This is a genomic window from Paenibacillus sp. EKM211P, from assembly GCF_011066175.1.
GTDB lineage: Bacteria > Bacillota > Bacilli > Paenibacillales > Paenibacillaceae > Paenibacillus > Paenibacillus polymyxa.
The window spans coordinates 74,357-94,591 of sequence record NZ_JAAMNS010000010.1 but is presented as its reverse complement, the minus strand read 5'-3'; the positions used below and the strand labels follow the sequence as shown (position 1 = coordinate 94,591).

The following is a 20,235-nucleotide window of genomic DNA, read 5'->3' as shown; positions in this document are numbered from 1 at the left end:
GATTATTTATTCCAATGCATTTGATGTTATAATCTCATTGACTTGAGGGAATGAATGGAGGATGCGATTTGGAACTTCTTCAACTGCAATATTTTCTCGCTGTAGCTCGTTTGGAACATGTAACAGAAGCTGCACGAAGTCTGCACGTTACTCAATCGTCGCTCAGCAAAACGATTCAACGCTTGGAGGAAGATCTGGGGGTCCCTTTATTCGATCGAACAGGGAGAAAACTGCGATTGAATGAGTTCGGGAGCAAATTTCTTCACCGTGCAGAAAGGGCTTTGTTTGAATTAGAACAAGGGAAGCAGGAGCTTAGCGACTTATCCAGCCCAGAACACGGAACTCTCGAATTGGCAGTGACCACCGCAAGCACATTGCCAAATATCCTTCGAGAGTTCCGGAGAAAACGACCCTATATTCAATTTCATGTGCAAATGCTGACCACGCAGGAAATGGTTACACTTCTTCATAGAGGGGAGGTTGATTTTTGCTTATCCTCACCTCCTGTAGAAGGGAATGACATTGAATGTAAAATCGTATGTATCGACCCCATTCTTGTAGCTGTTCCAAAGGGGCATCGGCTTGCGGATCGAAATAGCGTATCCTTGACAGAGCTAAGGGAAGAATGGTTTGTCGGCGTAAAGAGAGGCTATGGTACTCGTGATTTAGTGGACTCTGTATGCATGTCGGAAGGATTTGTGCCTAAATATGTGTATGAGGGGGATGAACCTGCAAGGCTTAGTACTCTTGTGGAAGCCGAAATTGGCATAGCTTTCATACCGAGCACGGCACGAAATTCGCAGGAACATCTCAAATATCTCCAGGTAGAGAATCACGAATTGATACGGGAGATTGCTTTATTATGGAACAGGAATCGGTATATTTCGCGGGCTGCTCAGGAATTCCGCGAGATAGTTGTAAAATATTTTGCGACGATTTCCAAACAAACAACTTAATTCCATATATGTTTTTGATGATCTACCATTGAAAATAAATAAGTAGGAGATTGCGTTAATAAGATAGCGCAGAGGCTAAACATTGTTATCCAACGAGTGGAACTAACCGTTTTTGCTTTACCTCGTCATGAAATGATTATCGTCAAAAATAACAGGTGATATTTTTATTATTTTAGTGATAATATGGTTAGGTAATTGAAATTAAACAGATTTTTACTTTTATTTTGTGGAGGCGTTAGAATGAAGTACATAGTGGAAAGAAGGGCACAAATTAAAGGGGATAACGCATCACTGGCCCTATAAACTGCGTAATCCCTGACATTTTTAAGGGGTTTGCATAATGGAAAAATCGATTGAGAAACGTATTCCTAATTCTTTGATTTGGCTGTGCGTGCTTGCATTTTTCAGCGTATTGAATGAGACGGTGTTCAACGTATCGTTGCCCGACATTGCCGCTCAATTTGGAATTAAGCCATCCGCTGCAAATTATGTTAATACCAGCTTCATTCTTTCTTTTGCCGTAGGAACGGCCGTTTACGGAAAAATATCGGACATTTACGGCGTAAAAAAACTGATTTTCATCAGTATGATGATATACGGCGGGGGATCGCTAATTGGCTTGCTTTTTCATGCCTGGTTTCCGATTTTGCTTGTTGCACGATTTATCCAAGGAGCGGGTGCTTCTGCCGTCCCTGGGCTGATTATGGTCATCGTTACCAAAAGTATCGAAATGCAGCATCAAGGAAAAGCTTTTGGTATGATTGGATCGACCGTTGCCTTGGGAGAAGGTTTTGGTCCTATACTTGGAGGCTGGATCGCGGACTATGTACATTGGTCCTATCTGTTTTTCCTGCCCATGATGACGCTAGTCACACTACCGTTTTTCTTACGGACGCTCTCTGACGAACCTGTGAAAAAAGGTGGGCTTGATGTTCCGGGAGGCCTGCTCTTTGTTCTTGGAACGGTTTCGTTCACTTTATTTACGACACATTACGAGTGGTGGTATTTGAACATCAGTGTCATTCTTTTCATAGGATTTGTGCTGAGAATTCGAAGAGCTAAGGAACCTTTCATAGAACCAGCTTTATTCAAGAGGAGAAGATTTATTGTCGGCGTATTTGTAGGTGGAATACTTCTAGGAACCGTTGCAGGATTTATGTCTATGGTCCCTTATATGATGAGAGAAGTGCACCAGATGTCGACAAGCCTTATTGGAGGCGGTGTTCTGTTTCCAGGAACGATTAGCGTGATTCTTTTCGGGATCGTTGGCGGTTCTTTGGTCGATAGGCAGGGAGCTCGTTTTGTCATGGTTGCAGGGTTATTGCTTCTGGGGTCGGGTCTTTTAATCGTTTCACTTTTTGCCGATCGTAGCCCCTGGATCATCTCAGGAGCATTGGTTTTGATTTTTGGTGGACTATCCTTTGTCAAAACGGTCATCTCAACCATTGTGGCAGGCTCGCTAAGTGCTGACGAATCTGGCTCAGGTATGGGTTTTTTGAATTTTTCCTGCTTTTTGGCGGAAGGGATCGGTATCGCAGTTGTAGGCGGACTGCTTACACAGCTGAGGTTCAACTTTTCTATTTTCCCAATCGTTACTGACGTTGCAGCATATTTATACAGCAATTTAACGTTACTACTTCTAGCTGTAGTAATTACAGGCGGTGCCATTTTTATGATCGTGTTCAAGGGAGAAAAGGCTTCCTTGGATCATTAATAGGAAATAATAATTTTTATAGAGCTGACATTGATACATCATGATGTCAGCTTTTTTATACAAAAAACTAAACATTTTATAGTATAAGGTTAATTCTTTGCAGGTTAAATATGAAGAATTCGATGATAAAATACTATCTGTAAACGTTTACAATTAATAGATACGTGGCTGTTTTTGGCAATTAAACCCGTAGCAGAGCAGGGGAATGCAAACGGAAAATCTTTCAGTCCAAATCTTGGTGAAAACAAATACTATATGAATAGGAGATACTTTTATGCTTAAAGCAAAGCTAGTAAAAGGCACAATGGCTCTGATGCTTATCGGTACATTGTTCTCCGTACCGATGATGTCTGTCGCCAGTGCTGCTGATGCGAGTTGCGCGAACGGTTACGTAGGTTTGACGTTCGACGATGGCCCAAATACCAGTAACACGACAAAACTGCTTGCGGCTCTGAAGCAGGCCGGTTTGCGCGCAACGATGTTCAACATCGGGCAGAACGCGCAGAATAGTCCGTCTCTGGTACGGGACCAAGCGGACGCAGGCATGTGGATCGGTAACCACTCCTATACGCATCCGGATATGACTACGTTGAGTAGCTCGCAAATGTCGTCAGAAATCACACGGACGCAGCAGGCGATCCAGTCGATTACTGGAACTGCACCAAAGCTGTTCCGTCCGCCGTACGGTGCGACCAACTCGACCTTGAAATCCATCGAGAGCCAAAATGCTCTTACTGAAGTGCTGTGGAGCGTTGATTCCCAGGATTGGAACGGTGCCACTACGGCCCAAATCGTAGCGTCTGCGAACAGGTTGCAAAACGGCGACGTGCTCCTTATGCATGACCAGTACCAGACGACGCTCCAAGCGATCCCGCAGATTGCACAAAATCTCAAGAGCCGTAGCCTATGCTCTGGCATGATCTCGCCGACCACCGGTCGCGCGGTGGCGCCTGACAGCTCTACATCTCCTCCAAGCGCAGGTACAAAAGTGGAAGTCGAGAGTATGACCAAAGGCGGTCAGTACACCGGGAATATCAGTTTGCCGTTCAACGGAGTTGCTTTATATTCTAACAATGATTTGGTGAAGTACACGCAATATTTTGCGAGCGGCACCCATCATTTTTCACTCCGTGGTGCTTCAAGTAATTCCAACATGGCCAGAGTCGATCTAAAAATCGGTGGACAGGCAAAGGGGACCTTCTACTTCGGCGGGAGCAATCCCGCGGTCTATACTCTAACCAATGTCAGCCATGGAGCCGGAAATCAAGAGATTGAGCTCGTTCTAACAGCTGAAAACGGAACATGGGATGCATACATTGACTATTTGGAGATCAACTAGAAGCAAAGGAAGTTAAAAATGCACAAAGAAGAAAAGGGTAAACTTGTTGTCACTGTTATCAATGGACAAAAACATATACGCTTGGAAGTCGCCATATTGGCGACTTTTTTTGTTTATTCGATATTACTGAACGTTTCCTATGAGGCTGAGCATCGCGTATAATATATAGTAAATGGTTATGAACTGTGTGTGAATTCGTTTATTTTGGTTTGGGGTGAGTGTAGTGGCATCTATCCATGAGGTGGCCAAACAAGCAGGGGTATCAGTGGCAACGGTATCCAAAGTGATTAATAATTATTCAGATGTCAGCAGCAAAACGAGGAATAAGGTAAACAAGGCGATTGAATTGCTAAACTACCAGCCGAATGTGGTTGCCCGAAGCCTCGTGAAAAAGCGTTCCTGGACGGTCGGGATGTTCCTGCTGGATTTCTTCACGAATCCTTTTATTTCGGAGCTTCTTGATGGGTTAAGAAAGTCTCTTGAAGATAGCGGTTATGACCTGCTCTTTCTATCACCGAATCTTAGTAATCCCGATTATACCTTCACTAAGCATTGCATCAGCCGCAATGTAGATGGAGTTGTCATGTTTGGTGTCGATCGAACTAATCAAAATTTTTTGGATCTGCTTCAGGCTGAGATGCCGACGATGATGATTGATACCGATCTGCTGGGACCTAGAACCGGCTATGTAACAGCCGACAATCGCAGAGGTGCTTACTTAGGTGTTCAGCATTTGGTGGAACTTGGACATAAACGCATCGCCTTTATTTCCGGGGATTTGGGATGTCTGGTTGGTCAAACGAGATTTTCCGGGTATCAGGAAGGGCTGCGCTCGAACGATCTTCCTTACTATGCCAAATATGTTGAGGTAGAGGAATACAGCATTGAAGGTGGATATAAGGCGATGAAGCGCCTGCTACAGCTTCCGGAGGCACCGTCCGGCGTGATCTGCTCTTCAGACTATATGGCGACCGGTGCGATCGAAGCAATTCGCGAAATCGGAAAGCGAGTACCTGAGCACATTTCCGTCGTTGGGTTTGACAACACGTTTTATGCGGAGCTGACCATGCCTAAGCTTACGACGATCAATCAGAACATTACTCTAATGGGAATGAAAGCAGGAGAGCATCTCATCCGAATGATTGAGAATCCCGATTATTCACCGCCGACGGAGATTGTCCCGGCAGATCTGGTTGTACGAGACTCGACAGGACAGTATAAGGAATAGTTTTTTAAGAATTGACAAACACAAAAACAAATTGTATTTTAATTATGATGTAAGCGCTTAACATAAGTTTCCTTGAATTAAACATTCTTCTGCTCGTTCTTATTTCATTCCCGAGTTATGGACAAAAGGGAAAGCCTCATAGTGCGTCAGAGGGGAGGAAACTAGAAGAGATATGATTTTGAAAGAAGGTGATGACCTGGAAGACGTAGGGCGATATGTTGTAAACCCAATGCAAGCCTGGAATGTTAATGGTTGAATCTATGGGAGCAGGAGGTTTTACTAACATTTTCAGCTTAATTACCGAAAACGTTTTCGATAATAAAGCTTTAAGAACTTGATGCCGACTGATCAAATTTCATATTCTTCTTTGAAATCAATAAATTTATACTTTTTGTGAAAGATATAAAACTAGAAAATTGGTATTGAAATCTAAAACGTTTTCGCTAACAAGTCTGTACACTGTCACTGTTCTTGAACCCAGCCGATATGCTGATGAATATCGGGGCTACTTGCCGAAATTTTTCGCGTAACCATGCCATATTAAAGGGAGAAGAGAATTATGAAAATGTCGTTCAATTCATTCACTAAGTCGTTAACCATGATCCTACTGTTCAGCTTATTAACGCTGCTTTTTCAAGCGGTCATACCTGCAACGCCTGCTTCTGCAGCTGCCTGCGCAAACCCTGTAAGCTATTTCGGTGAAATGAAAGCAAGTGGAAACAAGATTAACGGCTCCAAAACGAATCGGCCGATGATGGTCAAAGGGGCGAGTTTCTTCTGGAGCAACTGGTCCGGTCCATTTTGGAACACCACCACGGTGAATCGGATGGTGGATGAATTTCAAGTAGAGATCGTAAGAGCGGCATATGGTGTGGACCCCAGCGGAAATCCATATAACACGGCCGATGAGTCCAAAGTTCGTGACGTGGTCAATGCGGCAATCGCAAAGGGGATCTATGTCATTATCGATTGGCACTCACATGACGCGCACAACAACGTCAACGCTGCCAAAAGTTTCTTCAGCCGGATGGCGCAGGAATACGGAAGCTATGATAACGTCATTTTTGAGATCTATAACGAACCTACCCAAGTCTCGTGGGGGACAATCAAAAGTTACGCTGAGCAAGTCATCCCGGCCATTCGTCAACATTCCGACAATCTGATTGTCGTTGGAACGCCGTTCTGGTCTCAGAGTGTAGATCAGGCAGCGAACGACCCCATTACATCCTCTGGTAATATCGCCTATACATTGCACTTTTACGCTGGATCTCATTTTCAGTCGCTCCGGGAAAAAGCCAACTACGCAATGAGCAAGGGTATCCCGCTGTTTGTTACCGAGATGGGCTTTGTTAACGCGGATGGCGACGGCGGCATTAATTACGATTCCACGAACCAATGGCTTGACTGGATGAACCAGAATAACCTGTCATGGGCCAACTGGGCGATTAATGACAAGACAGAAGGCGCCAGTATTTTCAATACGAACGGGAGTCTCACAGCAGGAGGTAACTATCTGAAAAGCATTTTAGCTGGGCACGCTCCATATGCCGAGTGGAGGCAGAATGCGGCTTGCGGTGGCAGTAGCGCACACACATTATATGACTTCGAGGGTAGTACGCAGGGTTGGACCGGTTCGAATATATCCGATGGTCCATGGAGCGTAAACGAGTGGTCATCCAAGGGCAGTAATTCTCTTAAAGCGGATATCATCATGTCTGCCAATTCCCAGCACTACCTGCTTCTCTCACAAAGCCGCAACCTAAGTGGTAAGACCACGCTAAGCGCGACCGTCAAACATGCATCTTGGGACTCCGCAGGTGACGGACTCCATGCCAAGATTTATGCCAAGACAGGATCAGGTTGGGCTTGGTATGCTGGCAAAGCCGTCAAGATTAATTCTTCTGGAGATACGACGCTGTCGTTCAACCTTACATCTATACCTAATCTTGACGATGTTAGGGAAATCGGCGTACAATTTCTTGCCTCGGAGAACAGCAACGGTAAGTCAGCCGTTTACGTTGACAACGTGACGCTGCAATAACACATTCCTAACAGATCTTCATGAAGTACCGTGTTTTGTAGTTGGGAAAAATAAGGCTACAGCTGCGAGGACATATAATCTAAAATTTTGAAAGGCAACTGGTAAGAGAAGAGTTCGTCACCCTCATCAAGCGAGGAATTGAGTAATTTTTTGATCTTATTTACGCGGTAAAGCAGCGTATTTTTGTGAATATTTAATTCACTGGATGTTTTGGCGGTATGTTGTCCGTTGTGCAAAAATGCCATTAACGTGTGGCTTATAAATAGAATCAATAAACCTCCTTTTAAATGCAACCTTATCTTAGTCCTCGGACTGGAGCAAGGTTGTTTTTCTTTGTTATAAAATAGGCATCCTTCGTTGTGTGACACAAAACGCCAGAAACGGCTGATGTTTTCATGAACTGCAGTCCAAGGTGCAAAGATTACTGTATTATGTTCCGAGTTGATTATTCCCTAACTAATCATTAACATTATGATATCGCGGATTAACGAGAGAAGACGGGGGTTATGATGAATAAAGCAAAAATTCTCATTATTGAAGATGATACACCAATAGCAGATTTATTATCATACGGACTTTCAATGGAGGGGTTTGAAACGCGAACTACGGCAAATGGAGCAGCGGGGATGGTTGAACTTCAACAATTTCAACCTAATCTTTTGCTACTTGACTGGATGCTGCCGGATCAAAGCGGATTAGATATTTGCAAACAAGTAACTGCAAGTTATAACATACCGATCTTGATGATTACCGCGAAATCGGATATCACCGATAAAATCCTTGGTCTTGAATTCGGCGCGGATGACTATATTACAAAGCCTTTTGATTTAAGGGAGGTTATTGCTCGGATTCGGACAATCCTCCGGAGAGTAGATCAAGCAAACAATGGAAAAAATACGGAGAGTAAAGTAATTCGGTTTAAACAAATCGAAATTATTGTCGAGGAACATCTTGTCAAACAAAATGGTATTCCAATTGACTTGACTCCGAAAGAGTTTGATTTACTTATGACTCTGATAAATCACCGAGGCAAAACGTTCACACGCTCGGAACTGCTGGATATTGTATGGGGATATGATTTTGTCGGCGATACTCGGACTGTTGATACACACATACAAAGGCTTCGCAAGAAATTGGATGCAAGCGATCTGATTACTACCGTGTTTGGTATTGGATACAAATTCGAAAAATAGGTGAAAAGCAAACCAAGAATTAGCCCTTACATTGACACGAACTTATTGGTAAACGACATGTGAAGACTGGCTTCGGTCGGATATCAGAGCACCATCGGGAAAGCGAGCAAATTCCTCTAGTGAAACTATTCAAGGGTATTTATGCTGGCAGAATAAATCCAAAGTCGAATGCAGCGCCTTTTCAAGCAAGCCAAGAGCACATTACTCGCTCTTGGCTTCTTTTTTAGGAGCTGTCCTGTTATCTAATAACATTATGACATGTACTACTATCACAGTGACATTCCAATACATAAGAATTGTTAGATATACTTGAGCTGCCTAAGGTTAAGTCCTCAACCTTATGACATGTCTTGAGGGAGGCATGAAATGAAAAATAAGAAACGGGTACGTGGGAGGTCAGCATTTCGCTAGGAATGAGAAAGGATGAAATCAGGTGACTTATATCGCACAAGAAAATCGATACGAACAAATGAAATATCGGCGGATTGGACGGAGCGGCGTCAGGCTGCCGGCCATTTCGCTCGGCTTGTGGCAAAATTTTGGAGGGGACAAACCGTTTGAGAATAGTCGTGCAATGATATTACGCGCCTTCGATCTTGGTGTCTCGCACTTTGATTTGGCAAACAATTACGGACCGCCTCCCGGATCGGCCGAAGAGACCTTTGGACACGTTTTAAAAAAAGACCTTGCACCTTATCGGGATGAGCTGTTTATTTCAACTAAAGCTGGCTACTATATGTGGCCTGGTCCGTACGGTGAGTGGGGTTCGAGAAAAAACCTGCTTGCAAGCCTGGACCGCAGCCTTCAACGAATGGGACTCGACTATGTCGATGTCTTTTACCATCATCGTCCCGATGGTGATACCCCATTAGAGGAATCGATGGGAGCGCTTGCTCATGCTGTAAAATCAGGCAAAGCACTGTATGTCGGTTTATCCAATTACGGACCGGAGGAAACGAAGCAAGCAGCTATGATCCTTAAGAACCTTGGTACACCGCTGCTCGTCCACCAGCCTATGTATTCAATGCTGAACCGGTGGATTGAGAACGGATTGCAGGACGTACTGACTGAAGTGGGAGCCGGCACAGTGGCTTTCTGCCCGCTTGGTCGCGGACAGTTGACGGGAAAATACATCGATAAGCTGGAAACTGAGTTTAAAACAGGCCAGCGCACACTGAAACCGGAGGCCGTATCTCAGGAGCGGATCAACAAATTCCGTGCGCTAGAGACGATCGCGAAGCGCCGCGGTCAGACGCTACCGCAAATGGCGTTGACATGGGCGCTACGCGAAGGCGGCGTCGATTCGGTGCTAATCGGTGCAAGCCGTGTAGGTCAAATTGAGGAAAACGTGCTAGCAGTACATGCGGATCCGCTATCAGCAGCGGATCTTCAAGAGATCGACCAGGTTATGCATAATATCGGGGATGTCCCCTGGTAATGTCAGAGCAACAATACGATTCATTAAACGAACAAATCAGTCAAGGCTTGAAAGACCCATTAAGCTGTCTCTTTTAAGCCTTGCGCGAAAGTGTGATGGAGAAAGTCCCTTCACTTTTTTAAACATTTTGGAGAACAGCAGCGGGTCGCTATAGCCAACAGAATAGGAGACTTCCGTGATGGACAGCTGCGAATTGTCCAGCAGATCGCTTGCTTTGTCCATCCGGAGGTTCAACAAGTATTGCTGAGGGGAAACATTAAGAATTTCCTTGAAAAGAACGGACAGATAGATACGATCAATGCCAACTATGTGTGCGACCTCGGAAATGGAAACTTTTTGGTTATAGTTCATTCGAATAAACTCGACCGCTTTACGGATGTAGGCGTCTTTGGGCCGTACCTCGGGCAGTAGTTGACTCGTAGCAACCAACATTTCGATCCAATCGGCAAGTAACCTGAACAAAATGCTCTGTCTTCGCAGTTCACTGGTGCTGTGGTTCACGTCGCAGGCGGAAAATTCCTCCAAATAAGAATCAAACCAAAACAACGGGGAGTACCTGAATACGGGATGAAGGGGAGAAATGTGCGCCTGCTCGAATAGAGGTATAACCCCGTTACCCGAAAAGGCTATCCAAGAATAAATCCAAGGATCAGTTTGGTCTGCCTCCATGTAACAAAGAATGTTATCGTATACGATAAATCCTTCGCCTTGCTGAAGATGAAAGGTCTTACCGTCAATCTGGTAAACGCCTCTACCCGCATGGATAAACATGATTTTGTATTGTCCTTTGATGCCGGGTCCCCATGAATAGCTGGGTTCACAAACTTGTTTGCCGTGATAACAGTAACAAATATCCATCTGGTTGCGTTCCTCCTAAAATAGTACATCATGATATATAAGATCCTGAAAGTCACTTGCGATATGTCAATATACAGAGAAGAACAATTTATAACTACAAAATACATATGATATCACCCTCACAGGAAACTAGACCCATTTCTCCGCATGTCTTTTAATGAGCTTGATCATTTCCTTCATAGCAGGTGAGAGCCATTTATCTTTGTGATATGCCAAATATGTTGATATTGCAGGACAGTCTGGTCCAACCTCTTCACCCTGAAGCTTGTTATGTTCTAGTTCCTCTTTAACGGAGAAAAAAGGAACCATGGAGATGCCTAAACCGCTCTTAACACATTAGCTCCCCAGCCTTCTTTCTCCAAGGCGACAAGGAAATCAATCTCACCGGTCTGAACAGCATGAGAGACATCTTGATAATCCAAAGATTTCAGAGAAAGATTGACTTTGGGATACATTTGTCTATATTCAACAAGCAAGGATGGAATACGGCAGATCATTAATGACTCTGAGATTCCTAATGTCAAGTTGCCGGTAGGTTCATCATTGGTCGTTAGTGTCTGAGTGTAGAGTTCTATGATCTTAAGTGCATAAGGGAGAAACTGATGACCGTGATGGGTTAGAACCACCTTCTTACCTAAGCGATCAAAGATGGGCTTGCCGACCTCAGATTCCAATTCCTTAATATGTGTCGTGACAGAAGACTGAGCGTAACCCAAGTGTTCAGTTGCTTTTTTAAATCCTCCTGTTTCGACAATGGTTTTTAATGTGATCAAATAACGAAGTTCCATACGTCCACGTCTTTCGTTAATAACAGTTCAATTTTGTTGAATTAATCGTTCGATAACATCAATTTTACCGGTTAATAATGTACTTGTTCGATGATCATAAATCAAGTATTGAATGTGTTACGAATGAATCTAATGTTAGAGGTGGATGTGAATTGGGGTACTAAATAAATTGTTTAAGAGGGGGCTTTGGTCTAATCATAACAGAAGGAACATATACAGACGAATTGTATAGCCAGTGTTATTTTAATCAGCCTAGTTTAGTGAATGAGGAGCAAACCACATCTTGGAAAAAGTGGTGGATGCTGTTCATACAGCAGGCTCTTCTATTGTTGTGCAGCTTGAGCATGCAGGAGCCTTATCACAAGGAAATCGATTCAAGTCCCAAAATCTAGCTCCGTCAGAAGTGCTTCCAAAGGGTGAACCTCTAGCTTTTTATGGTGGTGCTGAATCGTTTTCTACTCCGATCGCTGCAACGAAAGAAGATATTGAGGAAGTCATCCGTGGATTTGTTGCTTCAGCCGTTCGTGCGAAGAGCGTAGGATTTGATGGCGTGGAGATCCATGGAGCAAATGGTTATTTGCTTGATTAGTTCCTTAGGGACTATACGAATCGTCGAACAGATGAATACGGTGGATCCATTGAAAACCGGATACGACTCTTGGTTGAAGTGGCTACTGCAATTCGCCAAGCCGTTGGTCCCGATTTTACAGTAGGCATTCGAATTTCCCAGGCTAAGGTTAATGATTATCAGCATAAATGGTCAGGAAAAGAGGATGAGGCCGAAGTTATTTTCATGCAATTAAGGCAAGCAGGGTTAGACTATAGGGAAAGGGGCACTTGCAAATCATGATTGGATAAAGAAGGTTAGAAATGGTGGTCCGTTATCTGAGCTGGATCAAAATAAAGTTTTAAGACCGGATGCAACCATTAAGGATTTCGAGATTAGTCAAAAGATAATCTTTGGGTAAACAACCATCTGGGGGCACGGTTATGATGCGGATGTGCTGGAATAAAATCGAAGGAACCATCGAAGGATGAAAAGTCCGGGCGGTGGTTCTTTTTTTCTTTTGTTACCTGTGCCATCATTGTAGATGGAGGGTGATGAACCATGTTCCAAGATTTTAAGCTTGTTGGTGACCGTCCGGTCGCGATACAAGTAAAAGAATATATTAAACGTTTAATTATAAAAGGGACGTTTCATAAGGATCAGAAGCTACCCTCCACACGAGAAATGAGCAGTGTGCTCAAGGTGAGTCGCAATACAGTTATTGCAGCCTATGAAGGTCTGGAGGACGATGGATTTACGTATACGATACCGAGTAGAGGCAGCTATGTGGCCGCTATGGTGGGCCGTTTGGCTGTGGATAACGGAGGGTCTGACGCCTCCTTCGCCTGGCAGATTGATTGGAAGACAAGAATGAGCAAGTACGCTGTATCGGCTGCAGAGCTTGATATGATGAAGCAGGGCATTCGCGCCCCAAGAGGAATCATCTCGTTTACAAGCATCGCACCGGATGAGCAGCTGTTTGATCTGGGAGATGTAAGGCGAGCCTTTATGGATCGGATGGCAATCGAAGGGCAGGTGCTGCTCAACTACGGCTATGCCAAGGGTTACAAACCACTGATCGATTACCTGATGAGATATATGGAGAATAAGGGCGTCGATATAAGCGGCAAGGATCTACTGATTACAAGCGGGTTTACAGAAGGCTTCGATATTGTGCTGTCGGCACTTCGCCCTTCAGCGCGCCGCGGTACAGTAATTTGTGAAAATCCGACCCATCACACAGCGATCAAAAATTTAAAGCTACAAGGCTTTGAGATTACCGGCATTCCAATGGAGCGGGATGGTATTAATGTGGAGCAGCTTGAAGCGGTATTGCAGAAGCAGACAAATAGCTTCGATCTCGCCTATTTGACTCCTTCCTATCACAATCCTACAGGCATTGTCATGTCGCCGGCAAAGCGCAGCGCTGTAATGAATTTAATGATGCGCTATCAGATTCCGGTGATTGAGGATGGTTTTAATGAGGAGCTGCGCTATTCAGGAGCGCATATTGCTCCATTAATAGCAACAGCAGGGCGAGGGAACGGAGTCATCTATATTGGCAGCTTCTCCAAGGTGCTGTTTCCTGGCTTGCGAGTAGGCTGGGTGCTTGGAGATCGAGCGCTGATTGACACTCTGGAAAGCATTAAGCGTGCGCGCACCATTCATACCTCAACAATCGACCAATCGATATTATATCAATATTTGCTCAATGGAAATTTTGAGAAATATGTAAAAAGAGCACGTATGGAATATAAGCGCAAATACGAGCTTACGAAGGCATGCTGTGATACCCATCTCTCTGAGGCGCAACTATCTGGCGATGGGGGCTTGCATGTGTTTCTTACCTTCCCGGCAGGTGTAAATACGCGCCAGTTGCTTGAAGCATGCATAGATCAAGGTGTTATATATACACCTGGAGACAAGTTTTTTATACATGAAGGTGAAGGGACGAATACTTTGCGGCTTGGCTTTTCCCGAGTAACGGATGAACAGATCGAGCGGGGTATTCAGATTATAGGCCAACAGGTGCGTAACTTTCATAAGGCATGTGGTCATAAGAACAATCCGTAACTGCACTATGATTTTTTAAGAAAATGGGGTGTCATGATGAAGATTGGCGTTATTATGGGGGGTACTTCCACTGAGCGTGAGGTTTCTCTGCAGACAGGTCAAGAGATGCTGAATCATTTGGATCGCAGCCGCTATGAGGTGGTTCCAATTGTGATCGATCAGCCAGCAGATTTAATCGAACAGGTTCAGCAAACAGACATCGATTTTGCGTTGTTGGCGCTGCATGGTCAATATGGCGAAGACGGCACGGTGCAGGGAGCGCTGGAAACACTGGGCATTCCCTATACAGGGAGCGGTGTTCTGGCAAGCAGCCTGTGTATGAATAAGCAGCTGTCCAAGATGCTGCTGAAGTCGGCAGGGGTGCATACGCCTGCAGGCCTCTGCTGGCAGGGAAGGGGCGATTATGATCAGCAAGCGGTAGAGCAGTTGGGCTACCCCGTTATTGTGAAGCCGAATATGGGAGGATCCAGCATCGGCATCCAGCTTGTGCATAATGAGATGGAGCTTCACTCGGCTATTCAGGAGGCTTGCGGTTTGGATCAGACGCTTTTAGTTGAGCCTTTTATTCAAGGGACGGAGCTTACCTGCTCAATTGTGGATGGCGAGGTATTACCAATCATCGGAATTCGCTCCGCTCATTCCGAATGGTTTGACTATAAAGCGAAATATGAGATCGGCGGCGCTGAGGAGAAGGTAATCCAGCTTCCTCCCGTTATTGAGCAGCGTGTGCGCGAGACGGCACTTGTCAGCTATCGGCTGCTGCAGTGCAAGGTGTATGCAAGGGTCGATATGATTTTGTGTCAGGATATACCTTATGTACTGGAGGTAAACACCTTACCCGGAATGACTGCTAACAGCCTGCTTCCGAAGAGTGCAGCTGCAGCAGGCATAACCTTTACGCAGCTGCTGGACCATATTATTACTAGCTCACTTTATGAGCGGAATCGGGAATGGGAGAAGGTTTAATATGTTTGATGGATTATACAGAAAATGGCGAAACTTTGTTATAATGGTTAGAACGGAACAGCGTTAAACTGATGTGGATTTGAAGAATGTGCAGCATTAATGCAATTTGATTTTGCTTCAAGATGGGGGAGGTGAAAATGGATATTTTTATCAGAGAACTGAAGGCTGAGGACGGTGAGTGTGGTACTAACATTGATGGTAGCTTTATCGTGGATTCTACCCTTGTCTTACAATTAACGGGACAGCAAATCGAATATACGGTGAAGGAGAGGCCTATTAGCAAAAAAAGCTACGATGATGATCAGCTTGAGGAAGATACAGTTGAGGATTATTCGAACTATATCAGCAATCCCGATCAAATCATATATTTAGCGCTCGTAAATAATCAAGTTGTAGGTCAAATTGTTCTGAAAAGAAATTGGAACAAATATGCATATGTGGAAGATATCAAAGTCGACAAGCAATTTAGAAGCCTCGGTATCGGTAAGAAACTAATCGAACAGGCTAAACGCTGGGCGAAAGATGGCGGAATGCCAGGGATCATGCTGGAGACACAAAGCAATAATGTTCGCGCATGTAAATTCTATGAAAGCTGCGGTTTTATGATCGGTGGATTCGACTCCTACATCTACAAAGGCCTAAATAGAGAAAGTGACGAGTTGGCGGTCTATTGGTATCTAATGTTTGCTTAGAACGACACACCTTTATTGAACAAAGGAGGACAAAAAGATGACTAAAAAGAGAATGGAATGGGAGGAAGGGAATTGGATCAATTCACCTCTATATGCCCGGAAAGAAGGAGATTTTCTTAAGGTTGCGCCTGAAAAGGGAAGAGACTTCTGGAAAAAGACTTTATATGGTTTTGAATTTGAGGATGGGTCCGCTCTATTATCGGATTGGAATCATAACACGGCGGTGGAAGTGTCGTTTCAACTCGCATCATTTACGGAGCTTTACGATCAGGCAGGTATTTTGTTATACCATGGCCCGGAGCAATGGATTAAAGCGGGGATAGAAATCAATGACGGCATTCCTCAGCTTTCCACAGTCGTAACCGCTGGATATTCTGACTGGTCGCTTGCGGCTGTGCCAGAGTGGGTCGGTGAAGAAGTCACCCTGCGCGCTTCCATCATCAAGGATGCTGTAATTATTCGCGCAAGGACGGAGCAGCACGGATGGCGAACGATACGTGTGGCGCGTTTTCCCTACACCACCGGAAATCAGGCCGGTCCTTATACCTGTTCGCCAACCCGAGAGGGTTTTGAGGTTACCTTTACTCGCTGGAACTTTACAGAGCGGGATCAAGACCTTCACAGTGATCCTCCAGTAGAACATCATTGAAAAACGACTGCACAGCAATATGAGATACTATAAACTAGCTTATATACACATAAAGTAATGATTAAGTGTAGGCGTCTCATAATAAAATATTTTTTAATGGACCCAAAAGGGAAGATGTGTATTTTGGTGTGGAAGCCGGGACTGATGAGGATGGCCAAAGCGGAAAGTTGCTACTTGACACAATAAAATACATACTATAAAAATTCCGATTACGTCATCCTAAGCTTAGTTTTTCCGTAACAGACATGAGGTTGAAAAATATTTGATGTAAAGCATACCCCATAGATTACACACAGGGTAGGTTAACATACTCAACTGTGTACTCTATGGGGCATATTTATATATGTCCTCATCCATTTTAAAGGTTATGCGGTTTAATATATTTATAGAGGAGATATGCCTTCCAGCATCTTACGGTCCTTCTCTTGGCAGGCAACTATTCCCCGAATGGCAAGCTCTCTTTAAGCGTCCACAGATCATCATAGCTGAAAATATTGTGATCTGCCTTGGACAAATCCTGCTGGCCCGAGCCTGGGTTGTGCAAACCGATGCAGCGCATACCCGCACTCTTGGCTGCATGAACACCGTTCCGCGAATCTTCAATAACAATACAATGGGCCGGTGCTATACCTAGCAGTTCGGCGGCATATAGGAAGATGTCCGGAGCCGGCTTACCCTGGGATACTTCTTCTCCGGTGATTCGAATATCAAAGTAACGGCCCAGTCCCGTTTTTTCCATAATGAGATCAATCAACGACCGTGGAGAGGAAGAGGCTACTGCAACCGGAATTCCTTTTTCCCGTAGCCAGTCCAGCCACCGTTCCAGTCCGTTGATCGCCACCAGGCCCTCGTGTGCTGTTATGGTCTGCATCACATTTTTTCGGTGATAGGCAAGCGCCTCTTCCAATGTATGAGTGAGTTGATGCCTGTCCAGCACTTGACGCCACATGGATTCGAGTGTCACTCCGACATAGGTATGGTGCTCTTCTTCCGTCATGGGTGCACCGAAATGGGCAAAGGAGCTGCGTTCAACTTCAAAATAAATCGGTTCGCTGTCTACCAACACCCCGTCCATGTCGAAGATGACCGCTTTGACCGGAACGGACGCTGATGGGTCTCCTGTGCATTCATTATTCGTCTGTGTAACATGATGAATGCTCGTCATGTCCATTCTCCTCCTTGTTAGTAGCCAAATTTAGTTGCTGGAGCCATTCGATTGCAGCACAATCTTGATCGCCTGAGACGAAGGCTGAAGTGTCCGCTCGCTGATATTGCATCCAAGCGTCTTGAAGGCTTCATGGTAGTCGTCCAGCGGATACGAGTGGGTAATGATTTTTTTGGCGGGAATGATTTGCTGCTCAATCAGGTAATGTGCCGTGGAGAACGTGCCCAGAGAATCAATGGAGCCGATGATTTTAAGGCTACGGTCAACTACCTCTTTCGGATTAAACGAGCTTATCCCATCTCTCAGCCCCACCAGCATCAAATACCCGCCGCTCGCAAGCTGGCTTAGTACCTCAGTGCCGACCACTCCTGTGGTGTCCACAATCATGTCCACCTGATTTTTTAACGGAGCCAGCTTATGAATGGCCGATTCCAGTGTGGCGTGCGCGGACCACCGTTCGGGGGCAATAGAATCCGCTATGGCGAGCCGTTCCTCCGAGATGTCAACAAGGCAACCAGTTACGCCTTTCGAAGCAAGAGCATAGCTGTACAGAATCCCGATCGGACCCGCACCTATAATAACGGTTGTGAAGTTAGGCAGCAGGTTAATCTGGTTGATTCCGGTCAGCATACAGCTCAGCGGTTCGGTCAGCGTCGCTTCTTCGTAGCTGATATGGTCCTTCAGCTTGTACAAAAAACGGTCCTCAGTCACATAATAATCGGTGAACGTACCGTCGGCGCTGACTCCGGTCTCTGTTACGGATTTGTGTGTGCAATGATTCTGTCTTCCTGTCCGGCACATTTCGCATTGCCCGCAGTAGTATGTTGGATCAATTACCACCCGGTCTCCAGGCTGTAGTGAACTGACGGCTGATCCTACAGCGATCACATCCCCCGCTGATTCGTGGCCCAGGATCGTGGACGGCACGGCATGATATTTGCCACTAATGATGCCTAGATCCGTACCGCATACGCCTGTCGCCCGAACCCGGACGAGTACATCGTTATCTTTTTTAATCTCCGGGATAGGTCTTTCCTCAAGTGCGACATCCCAAGCTGATTTGTATACCAGTGCAAGCATGAATAATTCCTCCTTTGGCCTATTGGGCAGATCGTTAGTGAAGGGTAGCAAGAACGGTGTCAAGCCGTTTAACAATTTCGACAATCTCATCTTCTGTAGCCGTGAGGGAAGGTCTCACTTTGACCACGTTGCCATAACCGTAACGGGAACCTCTGAGGATTAATTGTTGTTCCTCAAATGCACGATCGATAATTCCATTGCTTTTCACTGCATCCGGGCCATCATCCTCGTCTACAATTTCCAGTCCCCACATCAGTCCGACGCCACGAGCCTCACCAATGCAATCATGCTTATCGGCCATCTCGGTCAGCAGGGATCCGAGCAGGTTTCCTTTGGACCGGACGGCTTCCAGAAAACCGGGTTCGCTTACAACCTCCAGCGTGGATTTGGCTGCCGTGACCGAGATCAGATTGCTGCCCGAGGTAAAGGAATGCTCGTGCTTCTCCAGGACATCGAGACGAGACTGCATCAAGACCGCCGCAACCGGGACACCAATCCCGCCCAGACCCTTGGCAAGAGTAATAATATCCGGTTGGATGTCAAACAGCTCACTTGCGAACATGTAGCCTGTCCGCCCAATCCCAGTCTGCACTTCGTCAGCAATCAGAATCATCCCATGCTCGTCGCATAACTGACGGAGACGCTTGAAATATCCTGCAGGCGGGATGATATTACCTCCGTTGCCCAGAATGGGTTCAATAATCATGCAGGCCACAGAGCCTGAGCTTGCATATTCAATGGCGTCCGATATGGCTTCAATACAGTGATGACCACACTTGTCTGGTGAAGAATTAAAGGGACAACGATAGCAGTAGGGGGCAGGCACATGCAGAGAATATGCCGCAGTTGAATTGGGAAAATTCTTGCGGCGAAAGGCATTACCGGAAATGCCTGTTGCGAACTGGGTCTGTCCATGATGTGACAGATGCAGGCTGATGATATCAGTTGCTCCGGTATATTTCTGGGCCAGTTTCACAGCACATTCATTCGCCGTGGAGCCGGTAATATCTCTCATCCACCCGGCATCGATGCCGTTCGGGGCATATTGGATTAGATGGTCTAGGACTTCTTCAACGTAAGGCTCGGTAAAGGATGAAGACATGTGGGCAAGATTGGCGACTTGCTCCTGTACTTTGGTGACGACATGAGGGTGATTATAACCGAGCGACAGATTGAAGGTGCCAGATACGCCATCCAAATACTCCTTACCTGAATCGTCAATCAAAGTAATGCCTTTTCCGTATCTGAAACGTTCTTTGGTCAAGGTATGCACGATATTTCCCCTCCATATCAGAATATACATTTCATTAAGTCATCCTTAAAAAGAGTAACGCCCAATCAGCATAACGAGGCTGAACTCACCTCCCCAAAATAAGAAAATCACCTTCCATGTCCTAATGGACAAAGAAGCCACAATTTGACTGTTCCTGCGATTTCACAGATATGAGAGATAACCGCAGCAACAGAATCTGCCCGAAAAGCAAAAACGCGATAGGCCTCACCTCCCC

At 45.3% G+C, this 20,235-nt stretch carries 16 protein-coding genes and 2 pseudogenes; 12 read left to right on the top strand and 6 right to left on the bottom strand.

Annotation, left to right across the window (positions count from 1 at the left end; translation table 11 throughout):
• The first annotated feature begins 68 nt into the window (after window positions 1-68).
• From G9G57_RS15465 to G9G57_RS15445, 5 genes are all read left to right on the top strand, one after another.
• Window positions 69-956, top strand: a complete 888-nt coding sequence (locus tag G9G57_RS15465; RefSeq protein WP_090891434.1) for a LysR family transcriptional regulator — start codon at window positions 69-71, stop codon at window positions 954-956.
• A gap of 340 nt (window positions 957-1,296) precedes the next feature.
• On the top strand, window positions 1,297-2,670 hold the full coding sequence (locus G9G57_RS15460) for an MFS transporter (RefSeq protein WP_045245263.1): 1,374 nt from the start codon (window positions 1,297-1,299) through the stop codon (window positions 2,668-2,670).
• Between the two features lie 274 nt (window positions 2,671-2,944).
• Window positions 2,945-4,009, top strand: a complete 1,065-nt coding sequence (locus G9G57_RS15455; protein WP_103042412.1) for a polysaccharide deacetylase family protein — start codon at window positions 2,945-2,947, stop codon at window positions 4,007-4,009.
• 223 nt (window positions 4,010-4,232) lie between these two features.
• On the top strand, window positions 4,233-5,237 hold the full coding sequence (locus tag G9G57_RS15450; RefSeq protein ID WP_019687244.1) for a LacI family DNA-binding transcriptional regulator: 1,005 nt from the start codon (window positions 4,233-4,235) through the stop codon (window positions 5,235-5,237).
• A gap of 559 nt (window positions 5,238-5,796) precedes the next feature.
• Window positions 5,797-7,278 carry a glycoside hydrolase family 5 protein gene (locus tag G9G57_RS15445; protein WP_164965169.1) on the top strand — a complete coding sequence of 494 codons (1,482 nt, stop codon included), beginning with the start codon at window positions 5,797-5,799 and terminating at the stop codon, window positions 7,276-7,278.
• Window positions 7,279-7,334: 56 nt separating this feature from the next.
• Here the strand turns inward: G9G57_RS15445 and G9G57_RS15440 are convergent, their stop codons facing one another.
• A complete protein-coding gene (locus tag G9G57_RS15440) occupies window positions 7,335-7,523 on the bottom strand; it encodes a helix-turn-helix domain-containing protein (RefSeq protein WP_107735182.1) in 189 nt (62 codons plus the stop codon).
• A 264-nt stretch (window positions 7,524-7,787) separates the two neighbouring features.
• Here G9G57_RS15440 and G9G57_RS15435 point away from each other — a divergent pair, with 264 nt between their 5' ends.
• A complete protein-coding gene (locus G9G57_RS15435) occupies window positions 7,788-8,471 on the top strand; it encodes a response regulator transcription factor (protein WP_025364861.1) in 684 nt (227 codons plus the stop codon).
• A gap of 433 nt (window positions 8,472-8,904) precedes the next feature.
• Entirely contained in the window at window positions 8,905-9,909 is a 1,005-nt protein-coding gene (locus G9G57_RS15430; protein WP_017426888.1) for an aldo/keto reductase, read from the top strand.
• Between the two features lie 36 nt (window positions 9,910-9,945).
• Here G9G57_RS15430 and G9G57_RS15425 read toward each other — a convergent pair whose 3' ends face one another.
• Together G9G57_RS15425 and G9G57_RS15420 are read right to left on the bottom strand one after the other, a co-directional pair.
• Window positions 9,946-10,767: a helix-turn-helix domain-containing protein gene (locus G9G57_RS15425; RefSeq protein ID WP_107735183.1), complete on the bottom strand. Its 822-nt coding sequence runs from the start codon at window positions 10,765-10,767 to the stop codon at window positions 9,946-9,948.
• Window positions 10,768-10,896: 129 nt separating this feature from the next.
• Window positions 10,897-11,555: pseudogene (locus G9G57_RS15420) on the bottom strand (LysR family transcriptional regulator).
• Between the two features lie 176 nt (window positions 11,556-11,731).
• On the opposite strand from G9G57_RS15420, the pseudogene G9G57_RS25645 reads away from it, so the two are divergent.
• The 5 genes and pseudogenes from G9G57_RS25645 to G9G57_RS15390 all read left to right on the top strand — a co-directional run.
• Window positions 11,732-12,523: pseudogene (locus tag G9G57_RS25645) on the top strand (NADH:flavin oxidoreductase); the annotation flags it as partial.
• Window positions 12,524-12,663: 140 nt separating this feature from the next.
• The gene (locus G9G57_RS15405) at window positions 12,664-14,175 is read left to right on the top strand and encodes an aminotransferase-like domain-containing protein (protein WP_164965168.1); all 1,512 of its coding nucleotides are present in this window, start codon (window positions 12,664-12,666) and stop codon (window positions 14,173-14,175) included.
• A 36-nt stretch (window positions 14,176-14,211) separates the two neighbouring features.
• On the top strand, window positions 14,212-15,141 hold the full coding sequence (locus G9G57_RS15400) for a D-alanine--D-alanine ligase (protein WP_164965190.1): 930 nt from the start codon (window positions 14,212-14,214) through the stop codon (window positions 15,139-15,141).
• Window positions 15,142-15,278: 137 nt separating this feature from the next.
• Complete coding sequence (locus G9G57_RS15395) at window positions 15,279-15,833, top strand: GNAT family N-acetyltransferase (protein WP_107735188.1); 555 nt, start codon at window positions 15,279-15,281, stop codon at window positions 15,831-15,833.
• A gap of 37 nt (window positions 15,834-15,870) precedes the next feature.
• On the top strand, window positions 15,871-16,482 hold the full coding sequence (locus G9G57_RS15390) for a DUF1349 domain-containing protein (RefSeq protein ID WP_016818781.1): 612 nt from the start codon (window positions 15,871-15,873) through the stop codon (window positions 16,480-16,482).
• A gap of 436 nt (window positions 16,483-16,918) precedes the next feature.
• Here the strand turns inward: G9G57_RS15390 and G9G57_RS15385 are convergent, their stop codons facing one another.
• Genes G9G57_RS15385 through G9G57_RS15375 form a run of 3 tightly spaced genes read right to left on the bottom strand, consistent with a single transcriptional unit; the run spans window position 16,919 to window position 20,030 of the window.
• Window positions 16,919-17,647 (bottom strand): HAD family hydrolase, encoded by a 729-nt coding sequence (locus G9G57_RS15385; RefSeq protein ID WP_164965167.1) that lies wholly within the window; start codon window positions 17,645-17,647, stop codon window positions 16,919-16,921.
• Window positions 17,648-17,677: 30 nt separating this feature from the next.
• A complete protein-coding gene (gene gutB1 / locus G9G57_RS15380) occupies window positions 17,678-18,727 on the bottom strand; it encodes a 2-amino-2-deoxy-D-mannitol dehydrogenase GutB1 (RefSeq protein ID WP_164965166.1) in 1,050 nt (349 codons plus the stop codon).
• A 34-nt stretch (window positions 18,728-18,761) separates the two neighbouring features.
• Entirely contained in the window at window positions 18,762-20,030 is a 1,269-nt protein-coding gene (locus G9G57_RS15375) for an aspartate aminotransferase family protein (protein ID WP_420540247.1), read from the bottom strand.
• Window positions 20,031-20,235 lie beyond the last annotated feature (205 nt).

What these genes read in the sequence shown, in the direction of transcription:
- G9G57_RS15460 (WP_045245263.1), top strand. Translation starts at nt 1,297, where the DNA reads ATGGAAAAATCGATTGAGAAACGTATTCCTAATTCTTTGATTTGGCTG.
- G9G57_RS15455 (WP_103042412.1), top strand. Translation starts at nt 2,945, where the DNA reads ATGCTTAAAGCAAAGCTAGTAAAAGGCACAATGGCTCTGATGCTTATC.
- G9G57_RS15445 (WP_164965169.1), top strand. Translation starts at nt 5,797, where the DNA reads ATGAAAATGTCGTTCAATTCATTCACTAAGTCGTTAACCATGATCCTA.
- G9G57_RS15440 (WP_107735182.1), bottom strand. Translation starts at nt 7,523, where the DNA reads ATGGCATTTTTGCACAACGGACAACATACCGCCAAAACATCCAGTGAA.
- G9G57_RS15435 (WP_025364861.1), top strand. Translation starts at nt 7,788, where the DNA reads ATGAATAAAGCAAAAATTCTCATTATTGAAGATGATACACCAATAGCA.
- G9G57_RS15425 (WP_107735183.1), bottom strand. Translation starts at nt 10,767, where the DNA reads ATGGATATTTGTTACTGTTATCACGGCAAACAAGTTTGTGAACCCAGC.
- G9G57_RS15405 (WP_164965168.1), top strand. Translation starts at nt 12,664, where the DNA reads ATGTTCCAAGATTTTAAGCTTGTTGGTGACCGTCCGGTCGCGATACAA.
- G9G57_RS15400 (WP_164965190.1), top strand. Translation starts at nt 14,212, where the DNA reads ATGAAGATTGGCGTTATTATGGGGGGTACTTCCACTGAGCGTGAGGTT.
- G9G57_RS15395 (WP_107735188.1), top strand. Translation starts at nt 15,279, where the DNA reads ATGGATATTTTTATCAGAGAACTGAAGGCTGAGGACGGTGAGTGTGGT.
- G9G57_RS15390 (WP_016818781.1), top strand. Translation starts at nt 15,871, where the DNA reads ATGACTAAAAAGAGAATGGAATGGGAGGAAGGGAATTGGATCAATTCA.
- G9G57_RS15385 (WP_164965167.1), bottom strand. Translation starts at nt 17,647, where the DNA reads ATGACGAGCATTCATCATGTTACACAGACGAATAATGAATGCACAGGA.
- gutB1 (WP_164965166.1), bottom strand. Translation starts at nt 18,727, where the DNA reads ATGCTTGCACTGGTATACAAATCAGCTTGGGATGTCGCACTTGAGGAA.
- G9G57_RS15375 (WP_420540247.1), bottom strand. Translation starts at nt 20,030, where the DNA reads ATGTATATTCTGATATGGAGGGGAAATATCGTGCATACCTTGACCAAA.